The organism is Chryseobacillus diguaensis (assembly GCF_049220665.1).
In the GTDB taxonomy this organism is placed as follows: domain Bacteria; phylum Bacillota; class Bacilli; order Bacillales; family Bacillaceae; genus Metabacillus_B.
The window spans coordinates 14,549-30,788 of sequence record NZ_JBMKNV010000018.1; the positions used below are offsets into that span (position 1 = coordinate 14,549).

The window sequence follows — 16,240 nt, forward strand, 5'->3', positions numbered from 1 at the left end:
ATGCTTGACCTCGAGAAAGTAAAAAATGTCAACCAGCTGAACAGCTTAGCGCTTGCCTATATGGGGGATGCCGTCTATGAGGTGTTTGTCAGGCATCACCTCCTTGCAGGGGGCAACGCAAGGCCCAACCAGCTGCATAATATGGCAAAGAGCTTTGTTTCAGCGAAAGCACAGGCTGCTGCTTTGCATCAATTAGCAAACCAATCCTTTTTCACTGAAGTGGAAGAAGGGGTGCTGAGAAGAGGCCGAAACGCCAAATCAGGAACGGTGCCAAAAAACACGGATGTTCAAACATATGGCTACAGCACAGCCTTTGAAGCACTGATAGGCTTTCATTATCTTGAACAAAACAAAGAGCGGCTGCATGAAATTATGACAGAAGCCTACTCCATAACAAAGGAAAGGGGGAACACATAATGAGCGAGGATTTCCTAATTGGCAGAAATCCTGTTCTTGAAGCTTTGCGGACAGAGCGGGACATTAATAAAATATTTATGGGTGAAAATGCAGTAAAAGGATCAGCAGGACAAATCGCACAGCTTGCAAAAGAAAGAGGTGTTTCCGTTCAGGTTGTTCCGAATAGAAAGCTCGATCAAATGTCTGAGGGGAACCACCAGGGTGTTATCGCACAGGTGGCAGCCTATCAATATGCGGAAGTGGACGACATTCTGAAGCTTGCTCAAGAACGCAATGAACAGCCGTTTATTATGATTTTGGATGAACTGGAAGATCCGCATAATCTTGGTTCGATCATGCGGACGGCAGATGCAGCCGGAGCGCATGGCATCATCATTCCTAAACGCCGCTCTGTCGGACTGACAGCCACTGTAGCAAAGGCTTCAACCGGGGCGATCGAACACATTCCTGTTGCAAGGGTTACGAATCTTGCAAGGACGATCGAGGAGCTGAAGGAAAAAGGCCTTTGGATCGCGGGGACAGATGCGAAGGGTGCGGACGACTACCGAAATCTTGATGGCACCATGCCAATCGGGCTTGTCATCGGAAGTGAAGGAAAAGGAATGGGCAGACTGATCAGAGAGAAGTGCGACTTTTTAGTCAAGCTTCCAATGGCAGGGCGCATTACATCCCTGAACGCATCAGTTGCAGCAAGCCTCTTGATGTATGAGGTTTACAGGAAGCGTCACCCGCTGGGAGAGTAGTCATGAACAACATCCTGCTGGTAGACGGATACAATATTATCGGGGCTTGGCCTGAACTTCGCGAGCTGAAGGAGAACCACTTTACAGAAGCAAGAGATATTCTGATTCAAAAAATGGCGGAATATCAAGCTTATACAGAATACAAAGTGATTGTGGTCTTTGATGCTTATCTCGTTAAAGGAATTGAAACGAAGCTTAAAAACTACCGGGTTGAAGTGATTTATACAAAAGAAAATGAAACAGCAGATGAACGAATTGAAAAAATGGCCATTTCTCTGAGTAACATTAAGACACAAATCCATGTTGCAACCTCCGATTATACAGAGCAATGGGCTATTTTTGGACAAGGCGCACTAAGGAAATCAGCAAGAGAGCTGCTCATTGAAATGGAAGCTATTGAAAAAAGCATTAAAAAGAAAGTCAGTAAAATTAAAAATGAAAGTCCTGCATCGAAAATATCCCTTTCGGAAGATGTCCTGAAAACGTTTGAAAAATGGCGTAGGGGAGATTTATAACCTGTTGACGCTTCCAAAATTTGTACTGTATAATATTTCTATCTATGTGCGGTCGGGGGGATCTGCGTGAGCTCATATTTCTACAGGGATAAGACTACCAAAGAAGATTTTCAGAGACTCGAAGATGAAACTATCGTTGAGCTGGTCCACGGTGACAACAGTGATGCACTCGATTTTCTGATTAGAAAATACCGCAATTTCGTGCGTGCAAAGGCAAGATCTTATTTTCTGATTGGAGCAGACAGGGAAGATATTGTTCAGGAAGGCATGATCGGCCTATATAAAGCAATCCGTGATTTTAAAGAGGACAAGCTCACTTCTTTTAAAGCATTTGCCGAGCTTTGCATTACGAGACAAATCATTACTGCCATTAAAACGGCAACCCGCCAAAAACATATTCCTCTCAACTCCTATGTTTCCTTGGACAAGCCCATTTATGACGAAGAATCTGACAGAACCCTAATGGATATCATTTCAGGCACAAAAATTATGGATCCTGAAGAACTGATAATCAATCAGGAAGAATTTGATGATATCGAAGTGAAAATGGGGGAGCTTTTAAGCGACCTTGAAAGAAAAGTGCTGGCTCTTTACCTAGACGGACGTTCTTACCAGGAAATCTCAGAGGAATTAAACCGGCATGTCAAATCGATTGACAATGCGCTTCAAAGAGTTAAGAGAAAACTGGAACGCTACTTGGAGCTAAGGGAAATCAGCATGTAGATTACTAGATGGTTTATTGACGAAAAAACTTCACTATGATACATTCTTAAAGGAATGAAAGAATAGCGGAAGGTGTCAAAATGCGCAAAAAAATCACTCTGGCCTGTACTCAGTGCGGAAGCCGCAATTACTCGACAATGAAGAGTGCAGCGGACTCTGCCGATCGCCTTGAAATAAGTAAATTTTGCAAGACATGCAATTCGCATACTGAACATCGTGAAACGAAATAGAACTTATTCTTATGACTTTATGACTGGTCCGGCTGGAATTCTGCATCCTTCTTTTTCCTTATTTAGAAAGAAAACCGGAAACGGGCCGAAATCACGCGAAACCACTTAAATTTTCGCATTCTCTTTATACTTCTGGAGGTAACCGAACATGGGACGTATTTCTAAATTTTTCGGGGATGTAGGCCGTGAAATGAAAAAAGTAAGCTGGCCAAAGCGCAAAGAGCTTACTCGCTACACGATTACAGTTCTCGCAACGGTTGCATTTGCAGCTGTGTTTTTTGCACTTGTAGACTTTGGAATTTCCTCTTTGCTTCGCGTAATTGTTAAACAGTAAGTTTCTTAGAAACATACTGGCAAAAGGAAATTCATGTTTAATTCGACGAAATGTTGAATAGGGACCATTCTTCCGTGCTATAATAGATGATATTGATGATTCGTCAAAACCCGTTTAACGGGTTTTTTCATTGTTCAAAAAATGAATGACAGCTGATTACTGCCTTAATATTTTTTAAACATAGAATGTGAGCTTTTAAAAAGTGCTTTGTATGTTTCACAGACTGCGATAAAAATAAGATGAATGATATGTGGGGAGGGAAGGACGAACTGTCCTGAAAAATTATGGAGAAAAACTGGTATGTAGTTCACACCTATTCAGGTTATGAAAACAAAGTAAAAGCTAACCTGGAAAAGCGCGTGGAAACTATGGGCATGCAGGATAAAATTTTCCGAGTGATTGTACCTGAAGAAGAAGAAACGGATATCAAAAACGGCAAAAAGAAAGTCGTTAAAAAGAAAGTATTTCCTGGTTATGTCCTAGTTGAAATTGTGATGACAGATGATTCCTGGTATGTTGTGCGAAATACACCGGGTGTTACAGGATTTGTCGGATCATCTGGATCTGGCTCAAAGCCTACACCGCTTCTTCCTGGTGAAGTGGATGTCATTCTGAAACGCATGGGCGTTGATGAGCGCAAAATTGAAATTGACTTTGAATTAAAAGAAACAATTAAAGTAACTGAAGGTCCATTTGCGAACTTTACAGGTATGATCGAAGAAATAGATAATGACAAGCAAAAGGTAAAAGTTCTTGTGAATATGTTCGGCCGTGAAACACCTGTTGAACTGGAATTTTCGCAGCTTAGCAAATTATAAGGCTTTTTTCTTAAACCTTGCTGCGGATGCCGCTTATTTCAAGCGCTCCAGCTTTTAATGACACTTTTATTGTTAAGAAAAGATGCCCCGAAGATAGCCGCAGAGCATAATTATTTCTTATACGAAGATCACATTCTTTTCGAAAACAACTAATTATAAAGAAAAGAACTTGAAATGATATTGGAAAAGTGGTAACATTTCATAAGTCAGTATGTCTCGGTTTTCTGAGACAAATAACATGATTTTTTCTATCATTCACATATTAGAATGAGATATGAGTGGGAGGGAATATTCCCTATTACCACATCACGGACTTAAGGAGGTGTGTCTCGTGGCTAAAAAAGTTATTAAGATCGTTAAATTGCAGATCCCTGCTGCCAAAGCCAATCCGGCGCCGCCTGTTGGACCTGCACTAGGTCAAGCTGGTGTTAATATCATGGGATTCTGTAAGGAATTCAACGCACGTACGGCTGAACAGGCTGGTTTGATTATCCCTGTTGAAATTACGGTTTTTGAAGATCGTTCTTTTACATTCATTACAAAAACTCCGCCTGCTGCTGTATTGCTTAAAAAAGCTGCTGGAATTGAGTCTGGTTCTGGTGAACCAAACAAAAACAAAGTAGCGACTGTTAAGCGTGACAAAGTACGTGAAATCGCTGAATCAAAAATGCCGGATTTGAACGCTGCAAACGTTGAATCAGCAATGCGTATGGTTGAAGGTACTGCACGCAGTATGGGTATTGTTATCGAAGACTAAGTTTTGTTACTACAGGTTGCGGGTTTGGTGATACAAGTTCGCAGCCTTTGTTATTCGTTTGAGTTATTTCAAACGACGGAATGCTTTTCTTTGAAAGCTTCCAAAAGCGGCATCTATCTAGATGATCTGCTTGCATTCGTGGGAGGTAATTTCCGCTAAAACCACATAAGGAGGACATTTTTAAAATGGCTAAAAGAGGTAAGAAGTACGCAGAAGCGGCTAAATTAATAGACCGCACTCAGGCTTATGCTGTTGCAGAAGCGATTGAACTTGTAAAGAAAACGAACACTGCTAAATTTGATGCTACTGTAGAAGTTGCATTCCGTCTTGGAGTTGACCCTCGTAAAAACGATCAGCAAATCCGCGGAGCAGTTGTTCTTCCTAATGGAACTGGTAAAACTCAGCGTGTATTGGTATTCGCTAAAGGAGAAAAAGCAAAAGAAGCAGAAGCTGCTGGAGCTGACTTCGTAGGCGATTCTGAATTCATTACAAAAATTCAGCAAGGCTGGTTCGACTTTGATGTAATCGTAGCAACTCCTGACATGATGGGTGAAGTTGGTAAGCTTGGACGTGTCCTTGGACCGAAAGGCTTAATGCCAAACCCTAAAACTGGAACTGTTACATTTGAAGTTGAAAGAGCTGTTAAAGAAATCAAAGCTGGTAAAGTGGAATACCGTGTTGACAAAGCCGGTAACATTCATGTACCGATCGGTAAAGTTTCTTTCGAAGACAGCAAGCTTGCTGAAAACTTCACAACGATCTTTGAAACTTTGCTTAAAGCTAAGCCTGCTGCAGCAAAAGGCACTTACATGAAAAATGTAGCTGTTGCTTCAACAATGGGCCCTGGAATTAAAGTTGATTCCTCAAGCTTTGGAGTAAAATAATTTCTTGACATTGGTTGGAAGTTTAAATATAATTAACAATGTTGTTTGAAAACAATTTAATTTAACCATTTATACCGTAGACAGCAGGGGCCTGATTGGCTTAAAAATCCCGCCGAGGTGTCTGATATATGCAACTGAGCAATTATGCTTAATGTAGATGTCTGCCTCCATGTCTAGCATGGAGGCTTTTTTATGACCACCGTACGGTATGATGCGAAACAATGATTCTACAGGAGGTGTAGCAATGAGCAGCGTAATCGAACAAAAACAGCAGATTGTATCTGAAATCTCCGGCAGGTTTCGTGAAAGTAAATCTACGATCATCGTTGACTACCGCGGATTGAACGTTGCGGAAGTTACTGAACTTCGTAAAAAGCTTCGCGATGCAGGCGTCGATTTCAAAGTTTACAAAAACACAATGACTCGCCGTGCAGTAGAAGAAGTTGAGTTATCAGCTCTTAATGATGCGTTAACTGGACCAAACGCTATTGCATTCAGTAACGAGGATGTGGTAGCTCCAGCTAAAATCCTTAATGATTTTGCAAAAGATCATGAGAAATTGGAAATTAAAGCTGGTGTTATCGAAGGAAATGTAGCAACAATTGAAGAAATCAAAGCACTTGCAGAATTGCCATCCCGCGACGGATTGCTTTCTATGTTGCTTAGCGTTCTTCAAGCACCGATCCGCAACTTCGCGCTTGTTAACAAAGCAGTTGCAGATCAAAAAGAAGAACAAGGCGCTTAATCACAATCGGCTTTCGGCCTAAAAAATACTTTTAACGGATATTAAGGAGGAAAATACAATGACTAAAGAACAAATCATTGATGCAGTCAAAAATATGACTGTTTTAGAACTTAACGACTTGGTAAAAGCAATCGAAGAAGAATTCGGCGTAACAGCTGCTGCTCCAGTAGCTATGGGCGGCGGAGCTGGCGGCGCAGAAGCAGCTGCTGAGCAAACTGAATTTGATGTAATCCTTGCAAGCACTGGCGGTCAAAAAATCAAAGTTATCAAAGTTGTTCGTGAACTTACTGGCCTTGGCTTGAAAGAAGCTAAAGAACTAGTTGACAACGCTCCAAAAGCGATCAAAGAAGGCGTTAATAAAGAAGAAGCTGAAGAAGCAAAAGCGAAACTTGAAGAAGTTGGCGCTGGCGTAGAAGTTAAGTAATTTCGGTTACATTTAGTATAGAAAAGCTCGCTGTCATAAGCGGGCTTTTTTCTTGAAATCCATTCATAAAATGGATAAAATAGTATACCCGGTATGACTCTTCTAATGAGGAGGAAAACAAGTGAGTGAACATTATTATTCTCAAAAGCCCTCTGTTGAGAGTGACAGAAAAACGTGGACGTTCCAATTGAGAGAGAGGAACTTCACCTTTCAGAGTGATCGCGGAGTGTTTTCGAAGAACGAAGTGGATTTTGGATCACGTTTATTGATAGAAACGTTTGAAGCCCCTGCAGCTGAAGGAAATTTCCTGGATGTTGGCTGCGGCTACGGGCCAATCGGACTTTCCCTTGCAGCGGAATTTCCAGAAAGATTGGTTGAAATGGTTGATATCAACGAAAGAGCGATTGAGCTTTCAAAATCAAATGCGGAGCTTAATAAGCTTAGCAATGTTCAAATTTATCAAAGTGATATTTTTGAAAAGATCGGAGGCAACCGCTACGCTGCTATCCTGACAAATCCGCCAATCAGGGCAGGCAAACAAGTGGTTCATGAAATTTTTGAAGAGAGTTTCAAGCATTTGCTTCCAGGCGGGGAATTATGGGTTGTTATCCAGAAAAAGCAGGGTGCTCCATCCGCTTTTGAAAAGCTTGAAGAGCTTTTTGGCGAAGCAATTCTGGCTGAACGTAAAAAAGGATACCATATAATCAGGGCCCAAAAATAGTTTGACACTAATTTTTCATTGTGTTAGTATTATAAAATGCCAATGTATAATTTCCATAACTGTCTATTTTAAAGGCTAGGTATACTTTTTATGGGTTATGGAAAGACTTATAAAATCTGAACGTTTGTGAATGTGGTTTTTTATTTTAAGAAACCCTTTTTCTTTTTGTTTTCAATTTGTAGAAGGATTGTTGCTAGGTTGGCTAGAACAATGTTTTTGCAAATATAATATGCATGATTTGAGGGGTGAATCAGTTGACAGGTCAACTAGTTCAGTATGGACGACACCGCCAGCGCAGAAGTTATGCACGCATAAGCGAAGTATTGGATCTACCGAATCTTATTGAGATTCAAACCTCTTCCTATCAATGGTTTCTTGATGAGGGTCTTCGGGAGATGTTCCAGGATATTTCTCCTATTGAAGATTTTACTGGTAACCTCTCGCTAGAATTTATCGATTATAGTTTAGGTGAACCAAAGTATTCCGTTGAGGAAACAAAGGAACGAGATGTAACCTACTCCGCACCGTTGCGCGTGAAAGTCCGTCTAATTAATAAAGAAACGGGCGAAGTGAAGGATCAGGACGTATTTATGGGTGATTTCCCACTTATGACTGAGACTGGAACCTTCGTTATTAATGGTGCAGAGCGCGTCATCGTATCCCAATTGGTGCGTTCACCGAGTGTTTATTTCAGTGGCAAAATCGATAAGAATGGCAAGAAAGGCTTTACAGCAACCGTCATTCCAAACCGTGGCGCTTGGTTAGAGTACGAAACAGATGCCAAAGATGTAGCTTACGTGCGTATTGATCGGACTCGAAAATTACCAGTTACGGTTCTTTTGCGTGCCCTGGGGTTTGGCTCTGATCAAGAAATCATCGATTTGTTTGGCGAAAATGAGTACTTGCGCAATACGCTGGATAAAGATAACACGGAAAGCACAGAAAAAGCTTTGCTTGAAATCTATGAGCGTCTGCGTCCAGGAGAACCGCCTACTGTTGATAATGCAAAGAGCTTGCTTGATTCACGTTTCTTTGATCCGAAACGCTATGATTTGGCAAGTGTTGGAAGATATAAGATTAATAAGAAGCTTCATATTAAAAATCGCTTATTTAACCAGCGTTTGGCCGAAACATTAGTAGATCCCGAAACAGGTGAAATAGTAGCTGAAAAAGGCACTTTAATTGACAGAAGAACGCTTGACAGAATCATTCCGAATCTTGAAAGCGGCGTAGGCTTTAAAACACTGCAGCCTGGCAGCGGTGTTATAGAAGATGCCGTTACACTTCAGTCTATAAATATCTATTCTCCTAATGATCCTGAAGGTGAACATATTATTCCTGTCATCAGCAATGCCTATGTCGAAGAGGGAGTGAAAAACATTACTCCGGCTGACATTCTTTCTTCTATCAGCTACTTCTTCAACTTGCTGCATGGTGTTGGCGATACAGATGATATTGACCATCTTGGTAACCGCCGTCTGCGTTCAGTAGGCGAGCTGCTTCAAAACCAATTCCGTATCGGTCTTTCCCGTATGGAGCGTGTTGTGCGTGAGCGTATGTCCATCCAGGACACTAATACGATTACACCTCAGCAGCTGATCAATATTCGTCCGGTTATCGCGAGTATTAAAGAGTTCTTTGGAAGCTCTCAGCTTTCTCAGTTCATGGATCAGACAAACCCGCTTGCTGAGCTCACTCATAAGCGCCGTCTGTCTGCACTAGGACCAGGCGGTTTGACGCGTGAGCGTGCCGGCATGGAAGTTCGTGACGTTCACTACTCCCACTATGGCCGTATGTGTCCGATCGAAACGCCTGAGGGACCAAATATCGGGCTGATCAACTCACTTTCAAGTTTCGCGAAGGTAAACCGCTTCGGTTTCATTGAAACACCTTACCGCAGGGTTGACCCTGATACAGGTAAAGTAACTGCCCGAATCGATTACCTGACAGCAGACGAAGAAGACAACTATGTTGTGGCACAGGCTAACGCCCGCCTCGCAGATGATGGTTCATTCATCGACGATGGTATCGTTGCCCGTTTCCGCGGTGAGAATACCGTTGTAGCACGCGACCGCGTGGATTACATGGATGTATCACCAAAACAGGTTGTATCTGCTGCGACAGCTTGTATCCCATTCCTTGAGAATGACGACTCCAACCGTGCCTTGATGGGTGCGAACATGCAGCGTCAGGCTGTTCCTCTTATGCAGCCGGAATCACCGATTGTCGGTACTGGAATGGAATACGTTTCTGCAAAAGACTCTGGTGCAGCTGTTATTTGTAAGCATCCGGGAATCGTTGAAAAAGTTGAAGCGAAAAATGTTTATGTCCGCCGCTACGAAGAGGTGGATGGCAACAAAGTAAAAGGAAACCTTGATAAATACAGCATGCTGAAATTTATCCGTTCCAACCAGGGAACTTGCTACAATCAGCGTCCAATCGTAAGTGAAGGCGATGAAGTAGTAAAAGGTGAAATCCTAGCTGACGGGCCTTCCATGGAAAAAGGCGAACTTGCACTTGGACGAAACGTAATGGTTGCCTTTATGACATGGGATGGCTATAACTACGAGGATGCGATCATCATGAGTGAACGCCTCGTAAAAGATGATGTCTATACATCCATTCACATAGAAGAATACGAATCAGAGTCCCGTGATACAAAGCTTGGACCTGAAGAAATTACACGTGACATTCCGAATGTCGGTGAAGATGCTCTCCGCAATCTTGATGAGCGCGGAATCATCCGAATCGGTGCTGAAGTAAAAGACGGTGACTTGCTTGTTGGTAAAGTAACGCCTAAGGGTGTAACAGAACTGACTGCAGAAGAACGTCTTCTACACGCAATCTTCGGCGAAAAAGCACGTGAAGTAAGGGATACATCCTTGCGTGTTCCTCACGGAGGCGGAGGTATTATCCTTGATGTTAAAGTCTTCAACCGTGAAGACGGCGATGAATTGCCGCCAGGAGTTAACCAGCTTGTTCGTGCTTACATTGTTCAGAAACGGAAGATTTCCGAAGGAGACAAAATGGCCGGACGCCATGGTAACAAAGGGGTTATCTCCCGCATTCTTCCTGAGGAAGATATGCCTTACATGCCTGACGGCACACCAGTAGATATTATGTTAAATCCACTGGGAGTTCCTTCCCGTATGAACATCGGCCAGGTGCTTGAGCTTCACCTTGGTATGGCTGCCCGCAAACTTGGACTACACGTTGCTTCATCAGTATTTGACGGAGCGCGCGAGGAAGATGTTTGGGATACGCTTGAAGAAGCAGGCATGCCTAGAGATGCTAAAACCGTATTGTATGACGGCCGTACTGGAGAACCATTTGATAACCGTGTATCAGTAGGAATCATGTACATGATCAAACTGGCTCACATGGTTGATGATAAGCTCCATGCCCGTTCGACAGGACCTTACTCTCTTGTTACCCAGCAGCCGCTTGGCGGTAAAGCGCAGTTCGGCGGACAGCGCTTCGGGGAAATGGAAGTTTGGGCACTGGAAGCATATGGTGCTGCCTATACATTGCAAGAAATTCTCACTGTTAAATCAGATGATGTTGTTGGCCGTGTGAAAACATACGAAGCCATCGTAAAAGGTGACAATGTACCAGAACCTGGTGTCCCTGAATCCTTTAAAGTTCTTATTAAAGAGCTCCAAAGCTTGGGTATGGATGTTAAAATGCTATCCAGCGATGAAAAAGAGATCGAGATGAGAGACCTTGATGAGGATGAAGAAGGACCGCAAGCAGAAGGGCTGTCACTGAGCGATGAACTTGAGGATGAAGTTGCTGTCAGTACGGAAAAAGAAAAAGACGTTGTGACGAAAGAATAATCTGCAGGCAATAAGGGTATAACCCGAAGAAGAAAAGGGAGGTAGGCCCCTTGCTGGATGTTAATAATTTTGAATATATGAGCATTGGTCTTGCTTCACCTGATAAGATTCGTTCTTGGTCTTTCGGTGAGGTAAAAAAACCCGAAACAATTAACTATCGTACATTAAAACCCGAAAAAGACGGTTTGTTCTGCGAACGCATTTTCGGCCCTCAAAAGGACTGGGAATGCCATTGCGGAAAATATAAACGAGTTCGCTATAAAGGTGTCGTTTGTGACCGATGCGGAGTTGAAGTAACACGGGCTAAAGTTAGACGTGAGAGAATGGGCCATATTGAATTGGCTGCTCCTGTTTCTCACATCTGGTACTTTAAAGGAATTCCAAGCCGTATGGGACTAGTTCTTGACATGTCCCCTCGTGCTTTGGAAGAAGTGATTTACTTTGCATCTTATGTAGTAACCGATACTGGCGATACTCCATTAGAAAAGAAACAGCTTCTTTCCGAAAAGGAATACCGTGCGTATAAAGATAAATACGGCAACACTTTCCAGGCGTCAATGGGTGCTGAAGCCATCAAAAAGCTTCTTCAAGACATCGACCTTGATAAAGATGTTGACCATTTAAAAGAAGAATTGAAAACTTCCCAAGGACAGAGACGCACACGTGCGATCAAGCGCCTGGAAGTTCTTGAAGCTTTCCGTGGATCTGGAAATGAACCATCTTGGATGATCCTTGATGTCCTTCCTGTTATCCCGCCGGAATTGCGCCCAATGGTACAGCTTGATGGCGGACGTTTTGCTACTTCTGACCTGAATGACTTGTACCGCCGTGTTATCAACCGTAACAACCGTCTTAAACGTCTTCTTGATCTTGGAGCACCAAGCATTATCGTTCAAAACGAAAAGCGTATGCTTCAGGAAGCAGTCGATGCATTAATCGACAACGGAAGACGCGGACGACCAGTTACAGGACCTGGTAACAGACCATTAAAATCCCTTTCTCATATGCTGAAAGGTAAACAAGGCCGTTTCCGCCAAAATCTTCTTGGTAAACGTGTTGATTATTCAGGCCGTTCCGTAATCCTTGTTGGACCGAATTTGAAAATGTACCAATGCGGATTGCCAAAAGAAATGGCAATCGAACTCTTCAAGCCTTTTGTGATGAAGGAGCTTGTTGAAAAAGGACTGGCGCACAACATCAAGAGTGCAAAACGCAAAATTGAAAGAGTGCAGCCGGAAGTTTGGGACGTACTTGAATCTGTTATTAAGGAGCATCCGGTACTTCTCAACCGTGCCCCTACACTTCATAGACTTGGTATTCAGGCTTTTGAACCAACACTTGTTGAAGGCCGTGCGATTCGTTTGCATCCGCTAGTATGTACAGCATACAATGCTGACTTTGACGGTGACCAAATGGCTGTCCACGTTCCTCTTTCTTCTGAAGCTCAGGCTGAAGCAAGAATCTTGATGCTTGCTGCTCAAAACATCCTGAACCCGAAAGACGGAAAACCGGTTGTTACACCTTCACAGGATATGGTTCTTGGTAACTACTACCTGACTATGGAACGTGAAAATGCAGTAGGCGAAGGTATGATTTTCAAAGATACAAATGAAGCTCTTATTGCTTACCAAAACGGATATGTGCATCTGCACACGCGTGTTGCGGTAGCTGCTTCATCTTTGAAAAACCAGACGTTTACTGATGAACAAAGAAAGCAATTGCTCATTACAACAGTAGGGAAACTGGTATTCAATGAAATATTGCCTCATTCCTTCCCGTACATGAATGAGCCTACAAAGATAAATATTGAGGAGAAAACAGCAGAGCGGTTCTTTGTTTCTCCTACAACGAATGTAAAAGAATATATTCAAAGCCAGGATATTATTCCACCATTCAAAAAAGGCATTCTTGGTCAAATCATTGCTGAGATCTTTAAGAAGTTCAAAATCACTGAGACTTCCAAAATGCTTGACCGAATGAAGGATCTTGGATTCAAATATTCTACTAAAGCTGGTATTACGGTTGGTGTTGCTGACATCATCGTATTAAAGGAAAAAGAAGAAATCCTTATTGAAGCACAATCCAAAGTGGATAACGTACTTAAACAGTTCCGACGCGGTTTAATCACCGAAGAAGAGCGCTATGAGCGCGTAATCTCTATATGGAGTGCAGCGAAAGATAACATTCAGAGCAAACTAATGAAATCATTGGATATCCGAAATCCGATCTTCATGATGAGTGATTCCGGTGCCCGTGGTAACGCATCTAACTTTACACAGCTTGCTGGTATGCGCGGATTGATGGCCAACCCGGCTGGACGAATCATCGAATTGCCGATTAAGTCAAGTTTCCGCGAAGGGTTAACTGTTTTGGAATACTTCATCTCCACACATGGTGCCCGTAAAGGTCTTGCGGATACAGCCTTGAAAACAGCCGATTCCGGTTACCTTACACGCCGTCTCGTTGATGTGGCTCAAGATGTTATCATCCGTGATGAAGATTGCGGTACAGACCGCGGAATTTTGGCAGTTGCCATTAAAGAAGGCTCTGAAGTGATCGAAAGACTGGAAGAGCGTTTGATCGGCCGTTATGTCCGCAAAAACATCGTGCATCCTGAAACAGGAGAAATCCTTGTTAGAGAGAACGAACTGATTACAGAAGATACAGCACTACAAGTCGTGGAAGCAGGCATTGAAGAGGTTTGGATCCGTTCAGCCTTCACATGTAATACGCGCCACGGCGTCTGCAAAAAATGTTATGGCCGCAACCTTGCTACAGGTTCTGATGTAGAAGTTGGGGAAGCAGTTGGTATCATTGCTGCCCAGTCAATCGGAGAACCTGGAACTCAGCTTACAATGCGTACATTCCATACAGGCGGAGTTGCTGGAGACGATATTACACAAGGTTTGCCGCGTATCCAAGAGTTGTTTGAAGCACGTAACCCAAAAGGTCAGGCTGTTATTTCTGAAATTGAAGGTGTCGTTGCTGAGATCAATGAAATTCGCGAAAAACAGCAGGAAATCGTTATTAAAGGTGATGTTGAGACTCGTTCTTATACAGCACCATACAATGCCCGCCTGAAAGTTGAGGAAGGCGATGCAATAGAGCGAGGTCAAGAACTGACAGAAGGTTCTATTGATCCGAAAGAGCTTCTGAAAGTAAAAGATATTACAGCCGTTCAGGAATATTTGCTTCGTGAAGTTCAAAAGGTTTACCGTATGCAAGGTGTGGAAATCGGCGATAAGCACGTTGAAGTAATGGTTCGCCAAATGCTTCGAAAAGTACGTGTTATGGATGCCGGTGATACCGATGTCTTACCAGGTACACTGCTTGATATTCACCAGTTTACAGATGCAAACAAACGTGTTCTTCTTGATGGAAGACGCCCTGCTACAGGTCGATCTGTTCTTCTTGGAATCACGAAAGCGTCTCTTGAAACGGATTCCTTCTTATCAGCGGCATCATTCCAGGAAACAACAAGAGTTCTTACTGATGCTGCGATCAAAGGAAAACGTGATGAATTGCTTGGCCTGAAAGAAAATGTTATCATCGGTAAGCTTGTACCAGCAGGTACAGGTATGCAGCATTACCGCAAAGTTAAGCCTGTTACTCAGATTCAGCCATCTGATGACACAGTAACAGTAGAATAATTTGTGGGGAGATGGGTGTGCTGGATTTTTGTTGACATCCGGTTGACATCCATCTCTTACAATGTTAATATAATCAAGGTGCTCGATTCTACCTGTTGCTTTGGAGGATATTTTGTATGTCTTATGAAAAAGTATCACAGGCTGAAAAGATTATAGTTGGTACAAAGCAGACAATTAAGGCTCTAGAAAACAGTCAGGTTAAGGAGCTTGTCATAGCCATTGACGCTGATCCAGGCATAACTGCCAAAGTTATCCAGACAGCAGAAATGCGACAGATCCCTATTGTGAAAGTTGATTCAATGAAGAAGCTTGGTAAAGCTTGCGGAATTGAAGTCGGAGCTTCTGCAGTAGCAATTATTAAATAATAGAAAACTTGTTTTTGCCAGTTCGAAGGTTCTGGGAAGAACTTTGTTTTTGCCCAAATATGAACCACCTGGATGTGTGGGATTAAAGAAAGTAATGGAAGGAGGAAAAAACATGCCTACAATTAACCAATTAGTCCGCAAAGGACGCGTAAGCAAAGTTGAGAAATCAAACTCCCCTGCGTTAAATAGAGGATATAACAGCTTTAAAAAAGAGCACACTAACTTATCTTCACCTCAAAAACGCGGAGTTTGTACTCGTGTTGGTACAATGACACCGAAAAAACCGAACTCAGCACTTCGTAAATATGCACGTGTGCGTTTGACAAACCAGATTGAGGTTACTGCCTACATTCCTGGTATCGGTCACAACCTGCAAGAGCATAGCGTTGTATTGATCCGCGGCGGACGTGTTAAAGACTTACCGGGTGTACGTTATCATATCGTTCGCGGTGCGCTTGACACTGCTGGTGTAGAAAAACGTATGCAAGGACGTTCAAAATATGGTACAAAGAGACCGAAAGCTCCAAAAAAATAATTTTTAAAACCATTGCATGAAAGGAGGAGAAATTTATGCCACGTAAAGGTCCAGTAACAAAAAGAGATGTATTGCCAGATCCGATTTACAACTCAAAACTGATCACTCGCCTTGTTAACCGCATCATGATTGACGGTCAGAGAGGTAAAGCTCAGACAATCCTTTATAAGTCTCTTGATTTAGTTCAAGAACGTTCTGGTAAAGATGCTATGGAAGTGTTCGAACAAGCACTTAAAAACATCATGCCAGTTCTAGAAGTACGCGCTCGCCGTGTAGGTGGTGCGAACTATCAAGTACCAGTTGAGGTGCGCCCAGAACGCCGTTCAACTTTAGGTCTTCGCTGGTTAGTAAACTACGCTCGTCTTCGCGGTGAAAAAACCATGGAAGAGCGTATGGCTAACGAAATTCTTGATGCTGCAAACAATACTGGTGCAGCAGTTAAGAAACGTGAGGACACTCATAAAATGGCTGAAGCTAACAAAGCATTCGCTCATTATCGCTGGTAATTTTTGAACCAACAAATCTACTATTCCCTAGGGAAGG

Annotated in this window: 17 protein-coding genes and 1 other annotated feature; all 17 genes read left to right on the top strand. The window is 42.7% G+C overall.

The features are described 5' to 3' along the window. The 17 genes from ACOT8F_RS19045 (at position 1) to rpsG (ending at position 16,203) form a co-directional block, all read left to right on the top strand. A complete protein-coding gene (locus tag ACOT8F_RS19045; protein ID WP_421653523.1) occupies positions 1 to 417 on the top strand; it encodes a Mini-ribonuclease 3 in 417 nt (138 codons plus the stop codon). After that, positions 417 to 1,160: a 23S rRNA (guanosine(2251)-2'-O)-methyltransferase RlmB gene (gene rlmB / locus ACOT8F_RS19050; RefSeq protein WP_421653524.1), complete on the top strand. Its 744-nt coding sequence runs from the start codon at positions 417 to 419 to the stop codon at positions 1,158 to 1,160. Before ACOT8F_RS19045 ends, rlmB begins: the two co-directional genes overlap by 1 nt. 2 nt (positions 1,161 to 1,162) lie before the next feature. Then, entirely contained in the window at positions 1,163 to 1,675 is a 513-nt protein-coding gene (locus ACOT8F_RS19055; RefSeq protein WP_421653525.1) for an NYN domain-containing protein, read from the top strand. Positions 1,676 to 1,741: 66 nt separating this feature from the next. Next, on the top strand, positions 1,742 to 2,398 hold the full coding sequence (gene sigH, locus ACOT8F_RS19060; RefSeq protein WP_421653526.1) for an RNA polymerase sporulation sigma factor SigH: 657 nt from the start codon (positions 1,742 to 1,744) through the stop codon (positions 2,396 to 2,398). An 80-nt stretch (positions 2,399 to 2,478) separates the two neighbouring features. Next, complete coding sequence (gene rpmG, locus ACOT8F_RS19065; protein ID WP_421653527.1) at positions 2,479 to 2,628, top strand: 50S ribosomal protein L33; 150 nt, start codon at positions 2,479 to 2,481, stop codon at positions 2,626 to 2,628. 148 nt (positions 2,629 to 2,776) lie between these two features. Continuing rightward, entirely contained in the window at positions 2,777 to 2,962 is a 186-nt protein-coding gene (gene secE, locus ACOT8F_RS19070; protein WP_421653528.1) for a preprotein translocase subunit SecE, read from the top strand. A 284-nt stretch (positions 2,963 to 3,246) separates the two neighbouring features. After that, positions 3,247 to 3,780, top strand: a complete 534-nt coding sequence (nusG, locus tag ACOT8F_RS19075; protein ID WP_421653529.1) for a transcription termination/antitermination protein NusG — start codon at positions 3,247 to 3,249, stop codon at positions 3,778 to 3,780. Positions 3,781 to 4,111: 331 nt separating this feature from the next. Further along, a complete protein-coding gene (rplK, locus tag ACOT8F_RS19080; RefSeq protein WP_421653530.1) occupies positions 4,112 to 4,537 on the top strand; it encodes a 50S ribosomal protein L11 in 426 nt (141 codons plus the stop codon). 185 nt (positions 4,538 to 4,722) lie between these two features. Further along, on the top strand, positions 4,723 to 5,421 hold the full coding sequence (gene rplA, locus ACOT8F_RS19085) for a 50S ribosomal protein L1 (RefSeq protein ID WP_421653531.1): 699 nt from the start codon (positions 4,723 to 4,725) through the stop codon (positions 5,419 to 5,421). A gap of 56 nt (positions 5,422 to 5,477) precedes the next feature. Further along, positions 5,478 to 5,622: a sequence feature (ribosomal protein L10 leader region), on the top strand. Positions 5,623 to 5,665: 43 nt separating this feature from the next. After that, the gene (gene rplJ / locus ACOT8F_RS19090) at positions 5,666 to 6,166 is read left to right on the top strand and encodes a 50S ribosomal protein L10 (protein ID WP_421653532.1); all 501 of its coding nucleotides are present in this window, start codon (positions 5,666 to 5,668) and stop codon (positions 6,164 to 6,166) included. Positions 6,167 to 6,224: 58 nt separating this feature from the next. Beyond that, a complete protein-coding gene (gene rplL / locus ACOT8F_RS19095; RefSeq protein ID WP_421653533.1) occupies positions 6,225 to 6,590 on the top strand; it encodes a 50S ribosomal protein L7/L12 in 366 nt (121 codons plus the stop codon). A 121-nt stretch (positions 6,591 to 6,711) separates the two neighbouring features. After that, positions 6,712 to 7,311 (top strand): class I SAM-dependent methyltransferase, encoded by a 600-nt coding sequence (locus ACOT8F_RS19100; protein WP_421653534.1) that lies wholly within the window; start codon positions 6,712 to 6,714, stop codon positions 7,309 to 7,311. Positions 7,312 to 7,565: 254 nt separating this feature from the next. Beyond that, positions 7,566 to 11,147: a DNA-directed RNA polymerase subunit beta gene (rpoB, locus tag ACOT8F_RS19105; protein WP_421653535.1), complete on the top strand. Its 3,582-nt coding sequence runs from the start codon at positions 7,566 to 7,568 to the stop codon at positions 11,145 to 11,147. A gap of 50 nt (positions 11,148 to 11,197) precedes the next feature. Further along, positions 11,198 to 14,797: a DNA-directed RNA polymerase subunit beta' gene (gene rpoC / locus ACOT8F_RS19110; protein ID WP_421653536.1), complete on the top strand. Its 3,600-nt coding sequence runs from the start codon at positions 11,198 to 11,200 to the stop codon at positions 14,795 to 14,797. A gap of 116 nt (positions 14,798 to 14,913) precedes the next feature. After that, on the top strand, positions 14,914 to 15,162 hold the full coding sequence (locus ACOT8F_RS19115; RefSeq protein ID WP_421653537.1) for a 50S ribosomal protein L7ae-like protein: 249 nt from the start codon (positions 14,914 to 14,916) through the stop codon (positions 15,160 to 15,162). Positions 15,163 to 15,274: 112 nt separating this feature from the next. After that, positions 15,275 to 15,697, top strand: coding sequence for a 30S ribosomal protein S12 (rpsL, locus tag ACOT8F_RS19120; RefSeq protein ID WP_421653538.1), 423 nt, complete (start codon positions 15,275 to 15,277; stop codon positions 15,695 to 15,697). A 35-nt stretch (positions 15,698 to 15,732) separates the two neighbouring features. Then, a complete protein-coding gene (rpsG, locus tag ACOT8F_RS19125) occupies positions 15,733 to 16,203 on the top strand; it encodes a 30S ribosomal protein S7 (protein ID WP_421653539.1) in 471 nt (156 codons plus the stop codon). Positions 16,204 to 16,240: the final 37 nt, after the last annotated feature.

What these genes read in the sequence shown, in the direction of transcription:
- rplA (WP_421653531.1), top strand. Translation starts at nt 4,723, where the DNA reads ATGGCTAAAAGAGGTAAGAAGTACGCAGAAGCGGCTAAATTAATAGAC.
- secE (WP_421653528.1), top strand. Translation starts at nt 2,777, where the DNA reads ATGGGACGTATTTCTAAATTTTTCGGGGATGTAGGCCGTGAAATGAAA.
- rpsG (WP_421653539.1), top strand. Translation starts at nt 15,733, where the DNA reads ATGCCACGTAAAGGTCCAGTAACAAAAAGAGATGTATTGCCAGATCCG.
- ACOT8F_RS19055 (WP_421653525.1), top strand. Translation starts at nt 1,163, where the DNA reads ATGAACAACATCCTGCTGGTAGACGGATACAATATTATCGGGGCTTGG.
- rplJ (WP_421653532.1), top strand. Translation starts at nt 5,666, where the DNA reads ATGAGCAGCGTAATCGAACAAAAACAGCAGATTGTATCTGAAATCTCC.
- rpmG (WP_421653527.1), top strand. Translation starts at nt 2,479, where the DNA reads ATGCGCAAAAAAATCACTCTGGCCTGTACTCAGTGCGGAAGCCGCAAT.
- nusG (WP_421653529.1), top strand. Translation starts at nt 3,247, where the DNA reads ATGGAGAAAAACTGGTATGTAGTTCACACCTATTCAGGTTATGAAAAC.
- ACOT8F_RS19115 (WP_421653537.1), top strand. Translation starts at nt 14,914, where the DNA reads ATGTCTTATGAAAAAGTATCACAGGCTGAAAAGATTATAGTTGGTACA.
- rplL (WP_421653533.1), top strand. Translation starts at nt 6,225, where the DNA reads ATGACTAAAGAACAAATCATTGATGCAGTCAAAAATATGACTGTTTTA.
- rpsL (WP_421653538.1), top strand. Translation starts at nt 15,275, where the DNA reads ATGCCTACAATTAACCAATTAGTCCGCAAAGGACGCGTAAGCAAAGTT.
- ACOT8F_RS19045 (WP_421653523.1), top strand. Translation starts at nt 1, where the DNA reads ATGCTTGACCTCGAGAAAGTAAAAAATGTCAACCAGCTGAACAGCTTA.
- rlmB (WP_421653524.1), top strand. Translation starts at nt 417, where the DNA reads ATGAGCGAGGATTTCCTAATTGGCAGAAATCCTGTTCTTGAAGCTTTG.